The sequence below is a fragment of the Oligoflexia bacterium genome (assembly GCA_035326705.1).
Taxonomy (GTDB): domain Bacteria; phylum Bdellovibrionota_G; class JALEGL01; order JALEGL01; family JALEGL01; genus JALEGL01.
The window spans coordinates 628071-650795 of sequence record DAOLES010000001.1 but is presented as its reverse complement, the minus strand read 5'-3'; the positions used below and the strand labels follow the sequence as shown (position 1 = coordinate 650795).

20 protein-coding genes are annotated in these 22725 nt (G+C 34.3%); 7 read left to right on the top strand and 13 right to left on the bottom strand.

The window, feature by feature from the left end:
• Positions 1–92: 92 nt before the first annotated feature.
• A complete protein-coding gene (locus tag PKC21_03020; protein HMR24305.1) occupies positions 93–800 on the bottom strand; it encodes a hypothetical protein in 708 nt (235 codons plus the stop codon).
• A 210-nt stretch (positions 801–1010) separates the two neighbouring features.
• On the opposite strand from PKC21_03020, the gene PKC21_03015 reads away from it, so the two are divergent.
• From PKC21_03015 to PKC21_03005, 3 genes are read left to right on the top strand one after another with little or no spacing between them, the layout of a single operon-like run.
• Positions 1011–1532, top strand: a complete 522-nt coding sequence (locus PKC21_03015; GenBank protein ID HMR24304.1) for a thioredoxin-like domain-containing protein — start codon at positions 1011–1013, stop codon at positions 1530–1532.
• Positions 1529–2053 (top strand): hypothetical protein, encoded by a 525-nt coding sequence (locus PKC21_03010; protein ID HMR24303.1) that lies wholly within the window; start codon positions 1529–1531, stop codon positions 2051–2053. The genes PKC21_03015 and PKC21_03010 overlap by 4 nt, the downstream gene beginning before the upstream one ends.
• Positions 2031–2975: a hypothetical protein gene (locus PKC21_03005; GenBank protein HMR24302.1), complete on the top strand. Its 945-nt coding sequence runs from the start codon at positions 2031–2033 to the stop codon at positions 2973–2975. Before PKC21_03010 ends, PKC21_03005 begins: the two co-directional genes overlap by 23 nt.
• A gap of 92 nt (positions 2976–3067) precedes the next feature.
• Here PKC21_03005 and PKC21_03000 read toward each other — a convergent pair whose 3' ends face one another.
• Positions 3068–4294, bottom strand: a complete 1227-nt coding sequence (locus tag PKC21_03000) for an MFS transporter (protein ID HMR24301.1) — start codon at positions 4292–4294, stop codon at positions 3068–3070.
• Between the two features lie 182 nt (positions 4295–4476).
• On the opposite strand from PKC21_03000, the gene PKC21_02995 reads away from it, so the two are divergent.
• On the top strand, positions 4477–5148 hold the full coding sequence (locus PKC21_02995) for a hypothetical protein (GenBank protein HMR24300.1): 672 nt from the start codon (positions 4477–4479) through the stop codon (positions 5146–5148).
• A 19-nt stretch (positions 5149–5167) separates the two neighbouring features.
• Here PKC21_02995 and PKC21_02990 read toward each other — a convergent pair whose 3' ends face one another.
• Together PKC21_02990 and PKC21_02985 are read right to left on the bottom strand one after the other, a co-directional pair.
• A complete protein-coding gene (locus PKC21_02990) occupies positions 5168–5968 on the bottom strand; it encodes a hypothetical protein (protein HMR24299.1) in 801 nt (266 codons plus the stop codon).
• A gap of 123 nt (positions 5969–6091) precedes the next feature.
• The gene (locus PKC21_02985) at positions 6092–7261 is read right to left on the bottom strand and encodes a hypothetical protein (GenBank protein ID HMR24298.1); all 1170 of its coding nucleotides are present in this window, start codon (positions 7259–7261) and stop codon (positions 6092–6094) included.
• A gap of 179 nt (positions 7262–7440) precedes the next feature.
• Here PKC21_02985 and PKC21_02980 point away from each other — a divergent pair, with 179 nt between their 5' ends.
• Entirely contained in the window at positions 7441–8712 is a 1272-nt protein-coding gene (locus PKC21_02980) for an ATP-grasp domain-containing protein (GenBank protein ID HMR24297.1), read from the top strand.
• The gene (locus tag PKC21_02975; GenBank protein HMR24296.1) at positions 8705–9622 is read left to right on the top strand and encodes a branched-chain amino acid transaminase; all 918 of its coding nucleotides are present in this window, start codon (positions 8705–8707) and stop codon (positions 9620–9622) included. Before PKC21_02980 ends, PKC21_02975 begins: the two co-directional genes overlap by 8 nt.
• A 620-nt stretch (positions 9623–10242) precedes the next feature.
• Here the strand turns inward: PKC21_02975 and PKC21_02970 are convergent.
• The 9 genes from PKC21_02970 to PKC21_02930 form a co-directional block, all read right to left on the bottom strand.
• Positions 10243–10704: a hypothetical protein gene (locus tag PKC21_02970; GenBank protein HMR24295.1), complete on the bottom strand. Its 462-nt coding sequence runs from the start codon at positions 10702–10704 to the stop codon at positions 10243–10245.
• A gap of 122 nt (positions 10705–10826) precedes the next feature.
• Complete coding sequence (locus tag PKC21_02965; GenBank protein ID HMR24294.1) at positions 10827–13094, bottom strand: GNAT family N-acetyltransferase; 2268 nt, start codon at positions 13092–13094, stop codon at positions 10827–10829.
• Positions 13094–14089: a D-alanine--D-alanine ligase gene (locus PKC21_02960; GenBank protein ID HMR24293.1), complete on the bottom strand. Its 996-nt coding sequence runs from the start codon at positions 14087–14089 to the stop codon at positions 13094–13096. Before PKC21_02960 ends, PKC21_02965 begins: the two co-directional genes overlap by 1 nt.
• Positions 14086–15111, bottom strand: a complete 1026-nt coding sequence (locus PKC21_02955; protein HMR24292.1) for an ATP-grasp domain-containing protein — start codon at positions 15109–15111, stop codon at positions 14086–14088. The genes PKC21_02960 and PKC21_02955 overlap by 4 nt, the downstream gene beginning before the upstream one ends.
• Entirely contained in the window at positions 15104–16462 is a 1359-nt protein-coding gene (locus PKC21_02950; protein HMR24291.1) for a KamA family radical SAM protein, read from the bottom strand. Before PKC21_02950 ends, PKC21_02955 begins: the two co-directional genes overlap by 8 nt.
• 284 nt (positions 16463–16746) lie before the next feature.
• Positions 16747–18336 (bottom strand): FAD-binding protein, encoded by a 1590-nt coding sequence (locus tag PKC21_02945; GenBank protein HMR24290.1) that lies wholly within the window; start codon positions 18334–18336, stop codon positions 16747–16749.
• A gap of 66 nt (positions 18337–18402) precedes the next feature.
• On the bottom strand, positions 18403–19248 hold the full coding sequence (locus PKC21_02940; GenBank protein HMR24289.1) for a hypothetical protein: 846 nt from the start codon (positions 19246–19248) through the stop codon (positions 18403–18405).
• Between the two features lie 111 nt (positions 19249–19359).
• Positions 19360–20019 (bottom strand): hypothetical protein, encoded by a 660-nt coding sequence (locus tag PKC21_02935; protein ID HMR24288.1) that lies wholly within the window; start codon positions 20017–20019, stop codon positions 19360–19362.
• 123 nt (positions 20020–20142) lie between these two features.
• Entirely contained in the window at positions 20143–21189 is a 1047-nt protein-coding gene (locus PKC21_02930; protein ID HMR24287.1) for a hypothetical protein, read from the bottom strand.
• A 230-nt stretch (positions 21190–21419) separates the two neighbouring features.
• Between PKC21_02930 and PKC21_02925 the strand changes: the two genes are divergently transcribed.
• Positions 21420–22685 (top strand): hypothetical protein, encoded by a 1266-nt coding sequence (locus PKC21_02925; GenBank protein HMR24286.1) that lies wholly within the window; start codon positions 21420–21422, stop codon positions 22683–22685.
• Positions 22686–22725 lie beyond the last annotated feature (40 nt).

Sequence of the window (22725 nt, the reverse complement as noted above, 5' to 3'; positions counted from 1 at the left end):
CTCTATATGTTTTATAATAAAAAACTTATTTGAATTATGGATTGCAAAGTGTGTTGATAGAGTTTAATAAATTATAATCACTAAACCTTAACTTATGCTCTAAACAACCTAAAACAAAGTTTTTGTGCTGTTTCAATTAGGGTTTCTTCCAAATGACTGCTTTTTGAAAACAAGTAATTTACATGGTGTCCCCATAAAATATTATAAGTACCTTCATCTTTTTGAATAGTGTTGTTTGGAGGTGATGGAATAAGTATACTAAAGTGATTTTTTCCTGGAGCATAAGTTCCAGGTTTTATATTGTCTTCGCTTTCATCAAGTATTAAACGCGACATGAGTTTATCTTTCCAGTAATGTCCGCCACTCTTTTTTGACTCTATTGGTTTAGAACTATAATAATTATAAAGTGAAATTACTTGTTTGTTTCTGCTTCTAGCTGGTTTACACGTAATATACTCAATTATAGATACAAAGTGTTTATCCTTTTCACTCATTGATGTAGCATCTAGGAATTCTTTATTATACCTTTGTGAGCCAATGGCTAAAAAACCAATAATATACTCGTTATCAGGTATGCCTATGCTTGGTCTAAATTCTAGTGTGGTTTGAGGAAAAATAATAGCAAAAAGCCTTTCTTGTTTTGGGTCATCACCTTGATAAGCAAAAGCCTTGCTTAAATCACCATAAATTAAAATATTACTTACTTTATCTTCTTGCTCAGTTGAGACTTGTGCATAGGATAAACCTTTAATACTCAAAATAAGTATAAGTAAAACCTTATTCAACCAATTATTTGTCATAAAATATCCTTTATTTTTATTGTATACGCTTGGGGATCTTATATTGATTAGCAAATATTGCCGTATAATCAAATACTTTTTAATGTAGGATACATGGCTTCTGGTTATACACAATAACTTCTGCTTGCTAAGCTTTCAATTGTTTTAAAAAAATGATAATGAAGCGCCGTGTCTAAGGCTGGTTTAAAGTTAATCGTTTTATCAATATGCATGGGTGTAAGCCTATTATGGGCAGATAATTTGAGGAATATACTGCAAACGAGTTTGCCAAAGCTTCAAAATTATTCGAATTTGACAGATAAAAAAATAAAAAATGATGTAACAACTGTGGTTGTGTTTTTATCAAGTCGATGTCCATGTTCTCATGGGCATATCAGTGTGCTGAACACATTGGCACAAGATTTTAGTTCAGTTCAATTTTTAGGAGTTCATTCCAATCAAGATGAAAATGACACGCAAGATGCGCTGTATTTTAAAAATTTAAATCTTTCATTCCCAGTGTTTAGAGATGAAAACGCTAAATTAGCCAATGAATTTGGAGCCTTAAAAACACCCCATGTTTTTGTGTTGAATAAGAGCGGTGGTCTGGTCTATGAAGGTGGGGTAGATGACAGTTTAATGCCAGATACCGCAAAAAAACACTATCTTAGAGATACTTTAACATTGATTGAGAACGGCCAAAACCCTAAAACTCAACGTACCCGTACTTTGGGTTGTGAAATAAGCAGATGAGACAAAAAGTACAGTATGGGTTATTGTTTATTGTTTTACTAATATGCAGCGCTTGTCAACAATCGCCAATTTTTAATCAACAAAGCCCACCCACAGTGAAAGATACCCCGGTAAGAGATAGCCAAGCAAGTATGCGCCAGGAACCTTGTTCTTTTTACTTGGCTAAAGAGAACATGTGTCTTAGCCTTGACTGGTCACCTTTTTTAAAACCGTATCAAAAAATTACTGCTAAGATTCAGGTTCATCCTAAAGATGAGCCGGATGACTTGGTGAACCCGGAAGGGGAAGTATGTCTGTTTCTGTATATGCGCTCTATGGGTCATGGTTTGGCAAAAGCTCCAGAATTTTCTGAGGTTTCGGACGGAAATTTTGAATTTAAAAATATTATTATCCCTATGAAGGGTGAATGGGACCTGTACCTTGGCTTGTTGGAAAGTAGAGATGCCTGTGAGAGTACCTCACTTAAACCTGCCGATCATCACTGGCTTGATGTTGTTTATGAAAAGATTGAAATTCGATAATTACCAAAGATTTTTTACCATTTACCTGATTTTAACCTCTTGTCTTTGGACATCTTCACGTCTACTTGCTGCGCCTTGTTGTGGAGGCAATGGTTCCTCCATTTCTCTTATAACTGGGGATGAAAAGTCTGTTTTTAGGTTTCATTTTTCGCACTCTGCTGTTGTTATGGATGCATCTCCTGATGGAAGATACTATCCACGTTATTCAGATGATATTGATCTTAGAAACACAAGTGTGATTGAAGGCGGAAGAATTGTGCACGATCGATGGCAAGTCAGATTCCTACTCCCCTTAATTTATCAATACAGACAAGTTATAGGCTCCAAAGAAATTGAGTTTGGTCTAGGGGATTTAGTTTTAGGTGGGGGCTGGGAATTTATGCCACTTTACCGTTATTCAAAGTGGAAACCCAAAGGCTTTGTTTTTGCCAATCTTACAGTCCCTTTAGGAAAATCGGTGTATGATTCTAACAATGCCTTATTTTCAGATGCGCTAAGTCAGGGGTTTTATAGGCTATCTACTGGGTTTCTTTTTGCAAAAAGTTGGAGTTTTTTTGATGCTAGTCTTGGTTCAGAGTTGCATTACTCTCTAGCTAGAAGGTTTAAGAGTGGTGAGCAGAATGAGTTTGTTAATCCAGGATTTGGTTTTAGCTCAAATATGGGTGGCGGTGCAAAACTATGGGATTCAGGCATGCGATTAGGTGTAGAACTAACACCCATCTATGAAAGTGGAGTTCAGATTAATGGCACTACAACTGAGCACCAATTGGTTTGGAACACTTCATTGAGTTTACAGTATTTACTTAGCAATGATTGGGGAGTGAGTATAGTTTATACCGATCAAACTTTAATGGGACCTGCACGTAATAGGGCTTTAACCAGACTGCTTGGAGTGACACTGTCAAAAACTTGGGATCGATAAAAAATAACTTTAAAATCAGATTAACAAAGTGATGAGAAAACACATAAACAATTATTTAAAATATGGACAGGCATAACGGTTCATTGTTCTTATTATAGCTTGGGAGTAAATACCTGGGTTTTAGAGATTTGGCTCAGTGCTAAAATACCTGAGATTAAACAATAACAAATGACAACAAGATAGTTGGTATTGTAACTTTTTGAAATACGGAAAACTTGAGCAAACAAAACCGGACCAATTGAGGTTGAAAATACCATGGCAGAAACAGCCATGCTTTTAAGTTTACCCAATTGGTTTAATGGAACCAACTCAGCAACAAAAGCCATTTTTACATTGCTGGCATAGCCAGCTGATATACCCAAAAATATAAAGTACATTATAATGGAAAAGGTACTGTTACTCAGAAGAAGACAGGTAGGCGCTAACATGAGTGGAAGCAAATGGGCCGTATAAATAGATTTTGCACTAAATTTGTCAATCAGCATTCCAACTAAAACGTTTGCTATGATTTGAAAAATAGCAAATAGGCTTAGGCAGCTGGCAAAAAAGCTTAAGCTGACACCAAGCTTTTTAGCAATGAAGCTTTGATGGAATAATAAAGCGGTAATAAACATAGGAACAGCAATATAGGATGGTAAGATAGCAAGCAAAAAGCTTTTTGTTATGGTTTGCTTTGAGCTTGGATTTGTTTGCGGTTGGTTTTGTTTTATAGGTTCTTGAATATCCGACTTTAGTTTTCTAAAATCAGGGGCAGATTTAACCAAAGACCAAGCAGTGGGTAATAAAATAAACAAAAGAAATCCTGCGGCTGCTAAGTACGCGGGTCTCCAACCGAACTGCAAGGTTAAATAAACCATGGTTATGGGAAGCAGAGCCTCTCCAATTGGATGACCACTGAGGACAAAAGAAAGGGCTTTACCGCGGTTTTTTTGAAAATATCGTGAACTGGCAGTAACAGCTACATGACTCATAAGCCCCTGACCTGACATACGTATTAAAAATAAACCTAAAATAAATGGTATATAATGGTAACTTTGAGTCAGTAAAATGATTCCTGATGCTAAAGCAACAACAACAGCAGTGGCATAATGTAAAAGATCCCATTCATCTATATAACGACCTAGCTTTGGCAATAAAGTGGCACTGGCAAGGGTAATCAAGCCATAATAATTTGCAAATGTGCTAGCGCTGATTTCAAAGCTTTGTGTGAAAGATGGAATAAAAAGTGAGATAAAAAAGGTCTGTCCAAAGCTAGAGCCAAAGGTAAACAAAGTACCAAACATTAAGAAAGGCAGGTGTAATTTAATTTTTGTCCACACAATTTAGGTTGCCTAACATAGGTTTACGTTGTAAGCTATTTCTTTAAAATTGTTTTTCATATTATGAAAGTTATTACGTTCATGGTCAGTACAGTAAACACTTTTATACAGTTGATAAAGACTTAAATGGGCCATGACATACCTTGACAATTCGTTATTTTACAAGTATTACGCAAAGCATTATGAAGTGTTTCAAATTATCATTGGTTATTGGTTTTGTTTGTTCATTTGCTGTTTTTGCGCAGGATTTAACAATAAGCTTTGGGGCACGTATCCCCAATGACAGTTTAGCGTTGTATATTTCAGAAAGTGATATAGAAAATTCAAACTTATTTGACTTTAAATGCCCTTCAGATTTGCCGTTAAAATTTTTGATTAATCAAATTGATGAAACTCAGAGTAAGTTTAAACAATCTTCTTTATTTCCAGTATGTGGGGTTTATTCTAGTTCAAATGCGTGCAATGATCACTTAGAAAATAACGATAAACAACATATTTGTTATAAGGCTTATGCTCAAGGCTTAGCAGGCATGTCTACTATAGAGCAGTTGCAAACGCCTGAAAAATATGGTTGGGAACAAAGATTTTGGATGCCTGAGTCTGGTGACACAAGCGGAAATTTGTATTTCTACTATTTAGAAAGTGACAGTCCGTATCGTCTTCCCATCAATAAAGGCTATGTTATTGATCAGGATTATGCTGAGCAAGTGTTCAGAATCATTATGATTACACAATTTAACAATAATAGCTTAAAAACAATCCGGGGAAGTTTGCAAGCTATGGGTAGTGATGAACAAATTGATTTTAATGCAAGTGAAACCAATAAAAATACGTTTACTGAAATTAAAAATTAAAATAGCAATAGAAAGTTATTTATTGTTCTTCAAATAATGAACAGTCAAAAGCATTAAGAATTTCTTTTGGGATATGTCCATTTGAAGAAACTCTAATAGGTAATGGGTTTCCTGATAGCTCATGGGTTCTTCTTCTCATTGCTATAGCATTAAAGTTTCCTGTTTTATGAAGTTGCCAAACCATACCTAGATTTTGAGTTACATCTTTAATTTTTGTTAAATTTGCATAGGTAGTTTTCATCCAGTATAACGCAGCAGCAATAAACTCAACACTACCTTCAAAAGTTCTCAGAGCATTAACAATTAACAGTGGGTCAGGATCATTGGCTTCATTAAGGTATTTTTCTGCATTTTGAAACCATTTTGTTTCTACCATGCGCATGGCAATATATATTTTTATTTCAGAAGCACCAATAGAATTAAAAATGATACCATCAAAAGAGTTTCTACTTGGTATCATTAGGCCATGTGATTCATATTCAATGTCTATTAGCTTGGTTTGCTTATAAAGTTCTATCATTTCATTATTGCTAGATTGATTTAGTGCATGTAACTTTGCTAAGTCAGACATGACCAACTCAGCTTCATCTTGAAACTCTGCCTGTTTCCATAGAATAGCAACAATTCCTAATGGATTAACCTGATATAAAGAAGCATAGTTGCAAATGATTTTTTGTTTTTCCTCATTATTTATTAAGTTAGACTTTGTCATTTCTTGGTAAACTGTATGGCTTGAACTCATAAGGCCTCTTTCTTGAGCTTGTGATAAGTCACGAACTAAGTAAAAGATAAAAACCAATAGAAATAATTTTATTTTCATATAATCCCCCAAAAATAAATTACTTAAACGTATATCACAGTTAAAGAAAAAACATAGACCTTATAAAAAAGTAATAGACTTGTGTTTAACTAATAATTTAATTGTTCTTTCTAACATCATCAATTACTGATCACTTTTTAATTCTGGATATATTTCATATATGTATGCGATTTCAAATTTGTTTTCAGGAAAGTTTTCAATATACTGAGCCGCCAAGTTTTTTGAAATCACTGGTTCTAAATCAATTAAATAACGCCACTTATGATACACATTGATTTCTTTTTCTTTTAAATGTTCAAGTTTGTTCATCTCTTCTTGATTGAATAGGTTAATTAAATTGATAAGTTCTTCTGATCGCTCACGGTAGCCTGCAATTTCAATGAGCTGTATGAGCACTTCTTTTCTAATGTTTTGGTTTTGTGTGTTTGCTAGCTTTTGCTTAAGAAAATAGTGCTTTCCATGCGTACTATTCAAAGAAGTATAAAAATCAAGCTTAAACTGAAAGTCATCATCTGATACGTGCTCACCTGTCCCACGCGCTCCATACATCGACTCGCCTTTATTTAAAAGCCAAGCATCAAGGAAAGAGACTACAATGGAATCTTGGAATAGAAAAATAAAACCATTGTAAGCATGTCCAACCATGGTTCCACCACATTCTTGATCGCTCACATATATATTACTTAATTGCGGATTTAAACTTTTGAACCAACGAAATGCGGCCAGCGTTAAATTGGTAAAATCATCACAATCACCTTTCCCGTTTTCAACTTTTTCTTCTATGCTTCTTGTATAGTAATCAATTTCATCTAGGCCTTTGCTTAAAAAGAGAGCTAACTGAGCTTCATCTTCTGGGTCAAAGTTGTTTGGATACATTTCCAAGAGACTGTCAGAAAGTTTAATACTATTTTCTATAGCTTCCTTTGCAGACATATTAGGGACATCTTGTTCATCTAACCCTAAAGATTCTAAGCCCTGTTTTAGCTGAGAGATTAGTTTTTGAGAGTCTCTAAGAGGGTAAGACTTAAGATTGTGAGCTAAATCTCTAGGAATTGGGTTTGGTCCATTAATGTTTAACTTAGAAAAATCAACTTCATCCAGTGATTGATAATAAATGTTTTCCCTATATATATCCCATACCGTTCGTTCATCAACATTTGTAAAAAACCTTCCTATGTTTTCTCTGGCTTTATCTTTTCTTGGAAAAAGGTCTTGGGCCCTAGTTTGAACAAAGAATAATAAACAAAAAACACAAATATTACGTATGAGATTTTCCCCTAAATTAAATAACATATTGTGTCTTATAGCAATTTTTGCACCAAATTTGAACCATGAAAATCAAGTGGTTAGCTATTTTATTGTAGTGTATATGTGGAAAAAAGGTCGCAAATAGACTTGATACTCAAATTATATAAGAATTATTTAATATTGAAATTTAGATATACAGGTTAAAATTTTTACAGTTTTTAGTAATGAAAAAATATAAAAAAAAAGCAATTGTTATTGTTGATCCTGTTTCCACTGGATACACGTTAGTCAAAATAGCCAAAGAAAAAGGTTTAATGGTTATTGCTGTAATAACACTACCTCAAGCTTGTATCAAAGGTGAAATGAAAATATTTATTCCGTATGCGGATGATATATTAAAGGGTAGACGGCATACTTTATTTGATGAAGTGCTCGTTGATACTTATCCTGATAGTATTGTTAACAAACTGAAGAAAATGAATTTTCAAATTCAAGCTGTTATACCAGGTTCAGAAGTGGGTGTAGAATCTGCAAGTTATATTGCTTCTATGATGAACTTACCGGCTAATGATCCAAAAAAGGCAGAGGCTTGCCGTAATAAATATAAAATGAAAAAATTACTAAGAAACTCTGGGCTTGAAGTTGGAAATTCTGTGCTATGTCATAAAAATGAAGTGTTATTTGAAGTTTTAGAGGAATTCACTTTTCCAGTCATATTAAAAACTCCTTCTGGAGGGGGATCTCATTTGGTTTTTTCCTGTCTAAATATGGATCAAGCAAAAAAAGCACATGATGTAATTGTCAATACTCCTGATTGTTGGGGAAGATATACACAGCACTCTCTTATTGAAGAATATATAGGTGGGCATCAATATGCAGTCAATCTTTTTGGAGATGGTTTAGATACTTATATTACAGATATTTGGAGCGAAGCTAAGTCTAAAATGCTTGAGCAAAAAAATATCTGTACAGACAATATATTACAATGCTCTTCTAGTTGGTCAAAAGAGGTAGAATCATATGCTAAACAAGTCTGTTCTGTCCTTGGTATTAAAGTTGGACCTGTTCATTTAGAATTAAGAGTTACAAATGATGGTCCCAAACTCATAGAAGTTGCAGCCAGATTTTGTGGAGCAAAAATTCCTGAGCAGTTATCTAAGTACTCCAATTTTAATCCTATAGAGGCATGTTTGCAGGTGTTTTCTGGGGAAAAAAATAATATTCCTCAGTCAATTAAGTATAAAAAAATGATGTCTATATTGTTTTTGCATTCTACAAAGAAAGGTGTTTTTAAAGGAATAAAAAACTTGCAGAAAATAAAACACTTATCTAGTTATGATATGCATGTTTGTATTCCAAACCAAGGAGATCTTATTTATCCTACTGTGTCTGAGATGAACATACCCGCAGTATTTTGGTTTGCTCATCATGATGCCAATATGTTAAAGCAAGATCATGATCGTGCTTTAAAACTGTTGGAGATAGAATATGCCTGAAAAATATGGACAATTTATTCATTTAGATGGTCAAGTTATACCTAGTGAAGATGCCCAATTGAGTTTTTATTCACATTCATTTTTGTATGGTACGTCTGCATTTGAAGGTATTCGAGTTTATCAAAAAGATAGGCATGAACGAACCGTTTTTAGATTAGAAGATCATATAGACCGTTTGTTGCTGAGTTGTAAAATTTTAGGTTTTTTGGCACCTTATTCTAAAAAAGAGATAATGAACTATTGTATAGATTTATGTAAAGCAAACAAATTTACTGAAAGTTTCTTGCGTCCCACGGTTTTTGTAGATCGTGGTCCACTAGGTTTGAGTCTAGGAACGAACCCACCGACTAGATTGGTTATTTTAAATTGGACTTGGGATAAGTATTTGGGAGATAAAAAGTCAGTTTCTTTAATTACATCACCCATTATTAGAACCTTACCTAATTCTCTTTTTACTCGAGCCAAAATTTCAGGATACTATGCAATGAATACTATCAGTAAAGGGCTTGCAGTCGGTCAAGGTTTTGATGAAGCGCTTTTACTTGATCATAATGGCTTTGTTGCAGAGGCATCGGGTCAAAATATATTTATGGTAAAGAATAATGTTGTTTTTACGCCTAGGACTAATTCTATATTGCCAGGAATTACCCGTGATGCTGTAATTACTTATCTTGAACAAAGCGGTATATCTATTCGTTGTGAAGATATTACTTTAGACCAACTTTGGTGCGCAGAAGAAGTTTTTTTAACGGGCACTGCAACAGAAATTGCATCTGTTGGAACTATTGATGGAAGAAAAATTGAAACTGGGATTTCAGGGAAAATAACAAGTCACATCCAAGAAGCTTTTTTAAAAATTTTTCGAGGTCAAGACCAGCGTTTTAGTTCTATTTGGTCATATGATTTTTAGAGTTAAAATAATAAATATTTTAATGTTTTTAGAATATCTATCTTAAAGCTTATTGGACAATTTTTGCATTATTATTGGTGATTTCTTCATCAATAATATTTTCTGGATGTTGATATAGTTTAGCTAATTCGATTTCATTAAGTGCAAAACCGGTTAAGAGTGTTTTCATTTTATTGGTATATGAAAAAACAGGAACAGCTTCAAAGTCACTGTTGTTTTATGTACATAATAAATGTTCTTGTTCTAAACTTTCATCATGGCTGACAATAACTGAGGTGCATCCTGCAATAAAAAAATTAAAATAGCCAATAATACGAATTTATATCCATGTATAATTCGATAGTTTTTAAGTGTAATTATTAACTTTATATCCATGGTTTATTTTTTATGTATTTGAGCTATTTATTTAGCAAAAAATTTTTTCAGAGCTTAAAAACACAATTGCATGAAAAATAATGTATTTTAATAACTTACATTTAGCTAAGATTGGAAATGAGTGAAGAAAGTTTATAATCTGATTGCTGGATATGCAAAAAGTTTAAAGTTTTATAATCGCACAATTCAATGCTAAAGGTAGCTTAAACGTTAAAGGCATTTTTAAGATACATTTATAAATTTTTTTAATAATATTGTTCTAAGGTACAGTCTAAAGGTTCTTGTTTATGACGTTTTCCACTAAAATGCCGGATAATCATTGCTTTAAACTTTGCTTTGTAAGCGTCATTTTTTAACCATTGAATGTCTACGGTTTCTGGTAAAGCAAAAAGCTGTAAGTTTTTATGCCCGTCATTTGTAAGAATATCAAGCGTCCAGACTTTGTTTTTTAATGAATTGACTATAGTTATTTTTGATAGGTAGATGTTGTTGGAAGTTTTATTGGATTCCAAATCAGATAGAAAAATGTGCTTTATTTTTTTTTGAGTAATTTCTAGTTTAAATTCTGCATAATCTCCAGGAATATTGCCTTGGATTTCAAGCTCATTGGTTTTATTTGGACTGATACAGTGAAGATTGGCATTTGCCGATCCGGCGCTAGATATAAAAGGAAAAAGCAATATTATAAATATAATAAAAAAATGCATGCACTTACTTTAACAAAAAAACATAGTTTATAGCAATGAATAACAAAAAACTAGCAGTAAGTGACAGGAGTCAATTTATAATAACTATAATAAAAGCGAGCTTAGCAGGGGTTATTGGGTGATTATGTACACTTTATCATGAAAGTTACTTTTGCATCGCCCGGTTTATAGAAATCCTGATACTCTCCTATTTGTTTAAACCCAAAACGCTTGTAAAACTTTCGTGCAGCTTTGTAAGTTGGCAGTGAAGATGTTTCTGCATGCAAAGATGTTCCGCCTCTTGCTTTCACGTCATCCCAAGTCTTTTGTAAAATCTTTTGTGCTATCCCTTTACCTTGAACACAGGGATGAACAACAATCCAATATAAATCGTAGCTTGCTTGAGTTAAAGCAATTTGGCCATAGCAGGTATAGGCTAAGACTTTATTGTCTTGTTCATAAATAATAAAAGAATAACCTGATTTTTTATCACCGTGATGTATGCTTTCAGAAACAAGTTCACCGGCAGTGAGTATTTCTTCTTGTGAAAAAACCTGAGTAGCAGCCGTTACTGTCTTAATGGCTTCAATATCACCTAAGTGTACATGTGTTCGAAAAATCTCTTTAGGCTGCTTAGAAGATGATTTTTTTGTTTGTTTCTGCAGTGTAGGTTTTATTTTTGCCATTTGATGCGCCTTATAAAAACCTTTAAAAAAATTTTTGGCATTGATACCTAGTGTTTGTGTACGGTATCCACCTTCTTGAATAACAGCGGTAGGATAGCCTTTAGCACCGATAAGAGCACCACATTTTTCAAAATCTTCAGCCAGTAAAGACCATGTTCCAGTTGGATCTGATTTAGCTGTGTCTAAGCCTAAAGCAATCAATAAAAAAGCTGGATTGAAACTATCAATGATTTTCAGTGTTTTTTTAAGTTGTAGCAAGTACTCATCTCTACGCAGTTTTTCTGGCAAAGGTATGTTTATGTTATACCCTTTACCTTCTAGTGCACCTGTTTCATCTTTAAAGCCAGTAAAGTAAGGGTATGCAATTTTTGGGTCACCATGCAAAGAAATGGTTAGAACATCACTGCGTTCATAAAAAATATTTTGTTGACTGTTCCCATGATGGTAATCAATATCTAAAATGGCTACTTTTCCATAATTGGATAAATAATGGGCAGCAATGGCAGTATTGGCAAAATAACAAAAACCACCAAAAGATTTTTTTTCTGCATGATGGCCTGGAGGGCGAACCAAAGCATAACTTATGCTGTGGCCATCGAGAACTATATCCGCTGCACTTAACGCACAATCTACAGCGCTCCTTGCCGCAAGGTATGCGCTGCTGTTGAGAGGAGTAAATGTATCAATACAATAGTAACCTGCCAATAATGCAGTATCAATGGGTTTTCTTGATTGATTGCGGATTGGAAAAACATAGGGATATACTGATTTACCTTTAGAGATACGCATACAACTTTTTTTTAAAAAAGAAACATAATCTGTATCGTGAACGGCAGTAATGTGTTTATCTGAAAAATGTTGTGGGTTAACTTTTTCAACAAATGAAAGTTTTTCCATTTCCTTTAGTATGCTTTGAATGCGAACAGGGCTCTCAACATAACCTTGATCGGGCACATCATGAATATTATGGTTTTCATTAGCAATTAAAAATAACTTTTTATCAAATTTTAAATCGTTGAGGGCAGGACGGTCTTTTTTATAATATCTTGCTTTACGTAAGTGAATATTTTCAGCTTTGAAAGATGAAACAACCTTTTTAATATAATCTGGTGAACAAAGATCACCGTACTTACGTTCTAAAAAACTTTGTACATAACGTTGAAACATTTTATCAGTGGGCATTTTTTGCCCAAGCCGATCAATAAGTAAGTAGGGAGGGTCAGAATCACCTTCTTTAACAGGTGTTTCATAGCGGGTTCCCATAATTGGAAAAGCTCCAAAGCGTTCATAAAAAGCTAAACGTTTTTCATTTTGCTTGCGAATTTTTGGATCAGGAGAAAGTTTGGGGTCATCAGGCAAACATTCATACAAAAGAGCATTGGCACCCAAAGCTAAACATTCTTTTTGTACTCTAGCATAGAGAGCTTCTCCTATACCTTGCCCAGATTTACTGCTGCCAGATGCAATATAATCAAGAATACAAAAATTTAAATCAGAAACATACAACATCCATGCAAAACCTAAAATAGGACGATGGCTTTTTTCAGCTACAAATAAGCGACTTTGAAAGCGATATTTTAATGGGTTGTTTAATTTTTGAGACAAAGTATTAATTTCTTCATCTTTGACTGCGCTAAACTGCTGTTTTAATAAATCTTGAACTTGTATGATAATATGTGAATTAGCAGGAGCTGAAGCATCCAATATTTGACGAATACGAAACATCAGTCAATTCTCTTTTGGATCAAACGTTCTATAACATCTTTATGATTTAAACGCATTTGCTGAGCTGCAGCCATAAAACCAGCATCTTTTGTTAAACAAGGGTTAGGGTTGATTTCTAAAATCCAAGGTTTTCCATCTTCATCAACTCTAACATCCACTCTAGCGGCACCACGAAGGGCAAAATTATCCCAACATTGTTTTGATAATTTTTTTAGCTCAGTGAAAAGATTTTTATCTTTTTCAGTGCATACAAATGATCTTTGTGTAGCTTGACTTACCCAACTGTTTTCATGCCACTTTGCTTCATAATCAACAATATGATGTTTGGTATCTGGAAAACCAACAAATTGCATTTCTGCAATAGGAAGAACATCACATGAACTTGTATGAGCTTGTTCTAGCATAGAAATATTAAACTCACGACCGACGATGAATTTTTCAGCGAACCAATCACCTTTGTATTGTTCTTTTTTATGCATTATCATTTGCAAAATTTGATTTTTCCCTTGAACTACTGAATCATTATTCAAGCCTAATGAACCATGCTCAGTATCAGACTTAATCATGTATAAATCATTTTGATTCAATTTTAACATAGGTTTTTTACATACTAAGTCTGTAAACGTTAAAAAATCTGGGGTTGGCAAATTAAGTTGTTGTAACCATTTTTTATGTCTTACTTTACTATTCAAAAGAGAAAGAACATAACTTGGGCAACCTGTATAAGGTAAATTTAAAAATTCTAATAAACTGGTTGCGCAATGCAAGTTGGCATCACGACCATCAATACTTTCAACCAAATTAAAAACACAATCAGGTTTTATGTTTTTTAAGGTCTCTTCCGTTTGACCTAAACTACTTGAAAAAGCATAAGTATCAATTGTGTAACCTAGGTCATGCAAACTTTGTTTTATTTCTTTAACTTGCAGCATGGTGTCTAGCAGATCTTCCCTGTTAGAGGTATGCGCTTCGCTGAAAAGAATTAGAATTTTCATGCCAGCTGTTGTTGGTGCGAAATAATTTTTAGCCCTTTTGCGTCTAAATTATGGCGTGCTAAAGCATACTTCATGATCTTACCGATCAATTCAACATGATTCATACCACTTAAATGTGCTAAAATAGGCAAATCTGAATGGGTAGGGTGCAAGCCCGCCATAGGGTTAACTTCAAGAAAGTATGGCGTTCCTTGATCGTCACAGCGAATATCAACCCGTCCAGCATCATGGCATCCTAGAACTTGCCAACATTGAACAGCCAATTGAGCAACATTTTTGGCTATGTCATCTGTAGCTAGACTGTAGTCTAAAACATTTTCACAGTTTTCTTTGTTATAATAACATTGTGATATTAGCTTTTTCCCAGATTTTTGTTTTACTTCCATCACGCCCAATGCATAGGCCTCTTTACCCGAGCCTAAAACACCTACTGTAAAATCACGTCCACTTAAATATGTTTCAACCAAGGCTGGGTGATGAAATTCATTCAAAATAGACATACATGCATTTTCTAAATCAACTTGGTTGTGTACTAAAGATTTGTCATGAATTCCTTTTCCTGTGCCTTCTCCTAAAGGTTTAACAAAAAGTGGAAAGGGTAAGTTTACATTTTGAATATCGTTAGGATTATTGATAACAGCAAACTTTGGTGTTTTTAAACCATGTTGCTCTACCAATAACTTTGCAATTGACTTATTCATGGTGATCATCATCACATCTGATGATGAAAAAACAAATGGAATATTATATGCTTCAAGTAAAGCTGGTACTTGACTTTCACGGCCAAAACCTTTTACACCTTCACAAATATTAAAAACAATATCCCACCGCTTTCCTTTAGCTAAGGCATTGACCAACTTTTTGACACCGCCAATTTTTTCAACTTGGTAATTGTTGGCTTTGAGTGCTTGTTCAAGAAAAAGAATGGTTTCTAAACTGTCAAACTCTGCAGCTTGCTCTGGTGAAAAACCTTGTTTTAAATAGTCGTCTTTTAAATCAAAAGTAAAACCTACTTTAAGCATTTTTATTTCCTAAACTTGAACAAGATAATTGTTCTTTGAGTTTTTGTTGATTTTGTCCAGTTGTACCACCAGGATCGGGGTAACGATAAATATGACCTTCAAAGTTTCTCAACAAAAGATCATCTTTGTCACGACCAACAATATATTCTGGCATAAGTGGGATTTTTCCGCCGCCGCCAGGTGCATCAATCACAAATTGTGGTACAGCATAACCAGTGGTATGACCACGCAATTTTTCAATGATCTCTATACCTTTTTCTACTGGGGTTCTAAAATGTGCTGAACCTGCAACAGGGTCGCATTGATAGAGGTAATAAGGTTTAACACGCATTTTTAATGCACCATGAAAAAGTTTTTTTAGTACATCAGCATCATCATTGATGTTTTTAAGCAACACCGTTTGACTACCCAGGGGGATACCAGCATCTGCTAAACGAGAACATGCCTCCGCGGCTTCTGGTGTCAGTTCATCTGGATGAGTCATGTGAATACTCATCCACAATGGGTGGTATTTTTTTAGCATTTTACACAAATCTTTGGTTATTCGCTGAGGCATGACAATGGGGATTTTTGTGCCGATACGGATAAACTCTAGGTGCTTAATAGAACGCAATCTTTTTAGCAACCATTCTAGTTTATCATTGTCAATACTTAAAGGATCACCACCAGAAAGCAAACAATCACGAATTTCTGGATGGGCTTCAATATACTGTGCTGCTTTTTCCCAATTGCTAATAGAAAAACTGTACACACCATTGGTCTCACCTACCATACGTGAACGGGTGCAATATCGGCAATAAGTAGAGCAAAATCCTGTGGTTAGAAATAAAACACGGTCAGGATAACGATGGACCAAGCCAGGTGCAGCAGTATCATGCTCTTCACCCAGTGGGTCTGGATCTTCTCCAGGACTTTTGATGAACTCACCTTCTACAGGAAGGTGAGTCATTCGAATGGCTTGTTGTGGATTATATCTATCAAATAAAGATAAATAATACGGAGTAATGGCAATGGGTAAATTGCCGGTTCGTCTGATGATGGAGGCTCTTTCATCGTCAGTAAGATTTATTATGTGTTCGAGTTGGTCTATTTTTCTTACTCTATTACGTACCTGCCATTTCCAATCATTCCATTCTTGAATTGTACAGTCAGGGAAAAACTGCTTCCGAAAATGATTGGCCTGGGCATGAATAGGGAATGTATTTTTTGTATGATTAACAGACTTAAGTTTTGTCTCTAAACTTGCGGAAGCAAAACTTGAATAGGGAAAAGTTTGGAGGGGAATGGGGCCTGCAGACGGGGGCTCCGCCTTTTTTTTACTTTGGTTGGTTGCATTAGTTTTTAATTGCACTTAATTAAACCTCTTTCTATAAGCCACTGGCTTTTTTTGAATATGACATTTTTTTTAACAATAGCAATAAAAATATGCGCGGCATCAAAATTTTTTTTTGTTCTTTTAATCACCTGCATGAGTAGATTCTATATGATTTTTAGAGCAAAAAGATAGTATAAAAAATATTTATTTTTTTGGTGTATTTTTTACACCTATTTCAAGTCCTTTAAAATAAATGTTAATATAGGCAGCTTAAGCTAAGTCTAATATAGTAAAGGTTTTGGTTTATATAACTTTTAAAGTTATTTATTTTGTTGATTTAAAATGGCAGATTTAGCACATCGCATTCCATCAATAGCCGCGCTGGCGATACCTCCGGCATAGCCTGCTCCTTCACCACAAGGATAAAGATTTTTTAATTGAAGATGTTCTAGTGTCTCTTTATGACGGGGAATACGTACAGGGGAACTGGTTCTGGTTTCAAAACCTAGTAATAGCGCCTCTTCAGTGATGTAGCCCGGCATATTTTTTTCAAAATATTTAAAACTGGTTTTCATGGGTTTTACAATCCATTGAGGTAGTAGCTGATCAATACGGGCAGTTTGTACACCAGGAACATAACTGGTTTTTGGCAAGCTGGTGGAAAGTTTACCTGATAAAAAATCTGTTAGCCTTTGTCCTGGAGCAACTTGACCATTTCCACCAGCTTTTTTGGCTATCTGTTCAATTTGTTTTTGAAATAACACTCCAGCCAAAACTCCATGTTCTTGCTGTGCATTTAAGGTGTCTTCAACCTCTACATTGACAACAATACCGCTATTGGCAAAAGGTGAGTTTCTTTTTGACAGACTCATACCATTAACCACTACTTCATCATTTTGTGTTGCTGCAGGTACAATGAATCCTCCAGGACACATACAAAATGAATGTACGCCACGTCCTTCAACTTGGCTACTTAAAGTATAACGAGCAGCTGGTAGCATTTCCGGGCGGACATCACCGCGTGGGTAATGATACTGTATACTATCAATCAAAGCCTGAGGGTGCTCAATTCTAACACCAATTGCAAAAGGTTTGTTTTCGATGATGATTTTTTTTTGCTGTAAGAGTTCATAAATGTCTCGAGCTGAATGGCCAGTACATAAAATTGTAGCATCACAGATAAATTCTTGGCCTTGCTGTGTTCGAGCTCCAATAACCTTTTCATTTTGGATGATAAAATCATTCACCTTTTGAGAAAAGTAAATTTCTCCACCTGCGTTAATAATACTTTCTCTGATACGCATAACCACTTTAGGTAATAAGTTTGATCCAACATGTGGGTGAGCATCGGTTAAAATTCTTGGAGGAGCACCATGAGCAACTAAGATATCATAAACTTTTTTAACCGGGCCTCTTTTAGTTGCACGTGTATAAAGTTTGCCATCAGAAAATGTTCCAGCACCACCTTCACCAAAACTGTAATTTGAATCTTCTTCAATATAGCCTTTACGAGTTGCCTTGGGTAAATCAATTCTGCGATCAAAGACATTTTTACCACGTTCTAAAATAATGGGTTTGTAACCTAATTCAATGGCCTCTAGTGCAGCAAACATGCCTGCAGGGCCAAAACCAATAATTAAAATTGTTCTGCTATTTTTAGTCAGGGGTTTAAGCTTAAATTGAGGTAGATCTTCTTGTTTAGGTAAAGCTTGTCTGATACCAACTTCAATTCTTAACGAGATTTTAATTTTTTTTTGGCGAGCATCAATTGAATGCTTAATCAAACGCATTTCATGGATATCATCTATTGATACCTTAAGTCTTTTTGCTATGCTTGTCTTCCATTGATTTTGGTCTTCAGAAATAACCAAAGGTAATACAATATCAACCGTTTCAACTTTTCCTGACATGATTTGACATTACTATAGAGCAGATAGGTGAATCCATATAAAAATACAATTATAGCACATTTGAAATTAATTGTTTTCTACAAGAGCTTCGTTAGGTTCAGAAACTCTTTTATATACCATGTATTTAAATATGTAGAAGCCATCTAATGGATTCAGTGAGTTGTATTGATATCTGTTGCGTCTACTTTGTATGGGGTTTGAGCTATAACGATTAATTTGAGGTATATTTATGAAAGTATTGCATACAAGGTAAGTATCTTCCATTGCAAGAAAGCATGCGCCAACTTTTGGTTGAATACGGTAGAACTGATTATCTTCTCTATGGACAAAAAATGTAGAGTTGTAATTTAAAGTGTTTTCTTCTTTTTCTAGATCAAAAAGATCTTTGAATGATTCTTGGTCATCAACAAAAAATGATGTACCCGATATCGTTGAGTAAGTTGCATCTATTCCATCACTGTTACCCAGTAAACCAAATAAAAAATTATCAACTTCTTCGCGATAATTTATCCATTGGATTGGACTAAAACTTATGTTTTCTATTTTAATTTTATGAGGTGACCAATCATTGTATAAGTATAAATCTAAAGACCTGGACTGTTGAGAGGTAAAAGTTAAGTGCTGAGAAAATATTGGCGATGTTTCAATATATATTTTTAGATGATCTAAAGAACCAGATGGTTTGTCTGGGACTTCTTGGACAGTTCCTATGTATTGCCATTGTGTATCTAAAACTTTTTCAAAACTTAATTCGGATCTGCGTTCAGGATCATCTTTTAAAAAAGAAAATAATTTTTTTAATTGATTAACATCAGATCGCCATTCACGATTGGATTTATAATCTTGAAAAATATTTCTTTCAATTAAAGCTTCTTGATGTTGTGCAAAACACAGAAGAGTATACAAAGTCACAACAATTCCAAGCCTAAAATGTAATATGCACCGCATTAATACAGATAACTAGCAAAAAGTTATGCAAAGTGTCAATGTTTTGTTTTAAGTGGTCAGTAAGTGTCTGTATTTTTAGTGAATAACTTTAAACATTTGTTGGCTAAAGCGTTGATTTCCACTTTGAAAAACAATGATATATCTCCCAGCCGGTAGGCTCTCCCATGCTTCTGTGAAATCTAATGAAGTGGGGCTTATCTTATCAAATGCATTTTCATCCTCAGAGTCAATGACCTGTGGTTCAAAATACAATTGTTTAACCAAGGTTTTGCTATCAGTTTGATAAATATGGATTGTAGCTCCTTGAGGAATAAATACAAAGTTAAATCGAGTTGACTTTTCAAGACTAGCATAGGGGCTTGAGTATTCTGTAAGGTATACATTGGTTACAATAGGGGTTATAGGGACGATTCTTTTATATTCATTTGGATAACGATAGTCATAAGACTTCCAGCGTCCATAGTGAGGTTTATCTTCAGGACAATAAACGGCATCTTCTTCAATTAATTCATAAATAAAATAGGTATATTGAGGCTGCTGTGGAGTTCCGTATTTTAAAATACTTGTCTTTATATTGCCTCTACGATCATCAAAAAAAGTGTTGCTATAACAGTGTTCACCTTGAAACCTAGAGTCAACTTCCCAAAATAAACTGGGGTTGGGCAACGGAATATTTGTAGCAAATAAGGATTTAATAGTTAAAATAAATGTTAATAAGATGTGCCAATTTTTCATACCATAGTTTCCTTTAATAATTATTCCGTGACATAACATAAAAAATGCAGCGCATCAATATTGAGTATTGATTTAATAGAGTTTTTTAAATGACATCTTTTTAAATATTTTAATAGTTATGAATTAACAGTCACCATGATGAGAGAGGTGACTTGCTTTTACACATTGCGTACCATCCATTATTTTTATATTTTGCTTGTCTATGAACTCTAGGCTTAGCTTGTTATTATCCCATTTTACTGTGTATAAAATAGTATCTTTTTCTATTGTATAAGTGTCAATTGAACTGGTTGAATTGTTTTTAAGTTTTAAGGCTTGTTCATCAACATCAATTCCTCCCATGTGACAAATCCAAATGATAACTGTACCCGCTGCAATAAGAGGAGCAAAAGAGAGAGATGTGGAAAGCCCGCCATTGGTCACACCTCCAACAGCTAATAAAACGGCAGCAACAGTACCTGTACCTAAGATTGCCAAAATAGTGTTTTTTACCCATTGTTCAATATCTTGATCAGCCAAAATTCTAGCGAGCTCAGCTGCAAAAGGATAGGCTTTAGAACCGGGCTGAATAATAACAGTCTGCGGCATTCCCATAGGGCCAGTGGGAATAGGTAAGATGACTGGTAAAGGTTCTGGTTGTACAAAATTATTGCGAACATCAAAGTCAGGGTCATGGTCACCTATAGGTTGAGTATCGGGTTCAAATTCAGGTTCTACTTTGTTATCAATTGGCCAGCAGCCAGTACCTTTTGGGTCTAACTTTGTAAAAGATGATACCAGTGAAAGGTTTGAAACTGTAATAAGATTTTGGCTAGAGAAAGGGAGTAGATTTAATTCTAGGGCTTCAAGCCAAGTTAAGCAATGGGTTTGAAGTTCAGCTATACAGCTTGGATGAGTGAAATGAATATTTTTTGTAGACACCTTTTTGTCTGCTATAAATATTTGCCCTGTTTCTGTTAAAAAACTACTGCTTGGATGATAGCTCAGCCCATGATTTAATAAACTTTTTGCAAGGTCGGCCACAACAAAAGCATCATCAGCATTGATTTTTACAATAACTTCACATTGAGTTGAACCAGTCCATTGAGTTTTTAGTTTCTGATTTGCCAAAACAACCGAACTGAATAACAGTATAAAACCAGGGATGATTTGTAGTAAATGTTTTGTCATTATAAAGATGCTTTCAGGTTTGTTGAGATAGTTAATGATACATCATTGTCATCTGAATACTTTTTTGTGTTTTATTAAAGTTTAGTTTATTTTTGATATTATGCGTTATTTACCAAGATTTTGTTTTCTAAGCAATTGTAATCTTTTAAAGTCTTTAATTGAGTAAAATTCTTGCTTGCGTTAAAAAAATATTTTCAATAAGAAAGGAATTCTCATTGAAAGGGGATGTAGTGCAATTTATTCAAAGTTTAGTTTTAGTACTTATTTTTCTTTGTTCATGTACTGTTTATGCGCAAAAAACTCTTAAGCTTGAGTCTCCACATGGGCATGTACCCAATGTTACATTTAAAGCTGAAAGTTATAGGCAAGAGCATTTGTTTTACCATCAAATAAATGGCTCATTCCCTATTTTAGGTATGACATACAATGATATTCCCATAAGAATTACTGGGGCCACAGAGTATGCAACGCCATATGTATTAGCAAATTTGGCATTAGATAATTGGCTAAAATTTACCAATTTAGATGATGAAAACACTCCGTTTCAACTGACCTGGATTAATCAAGAAGCTATTAAAATTGCTGTTAATAAAGCCAATATAGAAAAAGTAGAGCAGATTTGGAAAAGTGGAGATGATGACATTTTGCTTAATAATATGTTGGATGATTTTTCAATGTCTGATGTTCTTGAAAACCTTAAAAAAGAAAGATTTTTATTTGTTGGTGAATCAAGCAGTGAGTTTATGCCATTTGTATTAAGAACATTTGAGCCAGAAGAAAATAATATTCTATCCATAGACCTCTCATATTTTAAAGACACTGTAGAATATGATGATAATGAGGAAATATTTATAGCTCAGGCTCAAAATCAGTTATTTAAATGGCACGAGAAACAATTTGAACCTTATTTAGTTCAAGGCGATGCTACACAGTTGTTATTAATAGATGACGTAAGATTAAAAGAGAAAAACTATGATTTTATAGCAAGTCATTTCTTGTTTGGCCATTTAGTGGATTATTATGACTCTTATTTGCCAGCAATCAACTTTGTTACACAAGCTACAACTTTATTAAAAACTGGAGGACAGCTTCGTTTTAACATGGCAGCGAGTTTATTTGCCCTAAAAAACTTTAGATTACAATTATTCACAGAGCTGCAAAAACAGGGTGATTTTGAAGTATTGCTGATTAAACGAGATGTAAATACATTTATCAAGACAGAGTTTGCAAGATTATTTATGAGTCAATTTGAACAGTGTATAGAGTTTTCAGAGCCGCTTTATCTTGCACACTTTAGTTGTATGGAAGATAAGCTGGCAGCATTATTGCCTCATATACATTCATCTGACTGGGGAATGTCAAAAGTAAAAATCAATCAACAACTTTATAGGTACGTATTGAAAAGCATTAATGCAGCAAGCTTGAAACCAGAACCTCCAAGAACTAGTTTTGACCATGAGGGTATGCAATATATTGTTATTATACTGAAGCGATAAGCCAAAACTTTATATCATAGCTTATTTGTCAATAAAATTA

What these genes read in the sequence shown, in the direction of transcription:
- PKC21_02965 (HMR24294.1), bottom strand. Translation starts at nt 13,094, where the DNA reads ATGTTTCGTATTCGTCAAATATTGGATGCTTCAGCTCCTGCTAATTCA.
- PKC21_02935 (HMR24288.1), bottom strand. Translation starts at nt 20,019, where the DNA reads ATGAAAAATTGGCACATCTTATTAACATTTATTTTAACTATTAAATCC.
- PKC21_02990 (HMR24299.1), bottom strand. Translation starts at nt 5,968, where the DNA reads ATGAAAATAAAATTATTTCTATTGGTTTTTATCTTTTACTTAGTTCGT.
- PKC21_02955 (HMR24292.1), bottom strand. Translation starts at nt 15,111, where the DNA reads ATGCTTAAAGTAGGTTTTACTTTTGATTTAAAAGACGACTATTTAAAA.
- PKC21_03015 (HMR24304.1), top strand. Translation starts at nt 1,011, where the DNA reads ATGGGTGTAAGCCTATTATGGGCAGATAATTTGAGGAATATACTGCAA.
- PKC21_02995 (HMR24300.1), top strand. Translation starts at nt 4,477, where the DNA reads ATGAAGTGTTTCAAATTATCATTGGTTATTGGTTTTGTTTGTTCATTT.
- PKC21_02960 (HMR24293.1), bottom strand. Translation starts at nt 14,089, where the DNA reads ATGAAAATTCTAATTCTTTTCAGCGAAGCGCATACCTCTAACAGGGAA.
- PKC21_02980 (HMR24297.1), top strand. Translation starts at nt 7,441, where the DNA reads ATGAAAAAATATAAAAAAAAAGCAATTGTTATTGTTGATCCTGTTTCC.
- PKC21_02975 (HMR24296.1), top strand. Translation starts at nt 8,705, where the DNA reads ATGCCTGAAAAATATGGACAATTTATTCATTTAGATGGTCAAGTTATA.
- PKC21_03005 (HMR24302.1), top strand. Translation starts at nt 2,031, where the DNA reads ATGAAAAGATTGAAATTCGATAATTACCAAAGATTTTTTACCATTTAC.
- PKC21_02945 (HMR24290.1), bottom strand. Translation starts at nt 18,336, where the DNA reads ATGTCAGGAAAAGTTGAAACGGTTGATATTGTATTACCTTTGGTTATT.
- PKC21_02970 (HMR24295.1), bottom strand. Translation starts at nt 10,704, where the DNA reads ATGCATTTTTTTATTATATTTATAATATTGCTTTTTCCTTTTATATCT.
- PKC21_02930 (HMR24287.1), bottom strand. Translation starts at nt 21,189, where the DNA reads ATGACAAAACATTTACTACAAATCATCCCTGGTTTTATACTGTTATTC.
- PKC21_02985 (HMR24298.1), bottom strand. Translation starts at nt 7,261, where the DNA reads ATGTTATTTAATTTAGGGGAAAATCTCATACGTAATATTTGTGTTTTT.
- PKC21_03010 (HMR24303.1), top strand. Translation starts at nt 1,529, where the DNA reads ATGAGACAAAAAGTACAGTATGGGTTATTGTTTATTGTTTTACTAATA.
- PKC21_03020 (HMR24305.1), bottom strand. Translation starts at nt 800, where the DNA reads ATGACAAATAATTGGTTGAATAAGGTTTTACTTATACTTATTTTGAGT.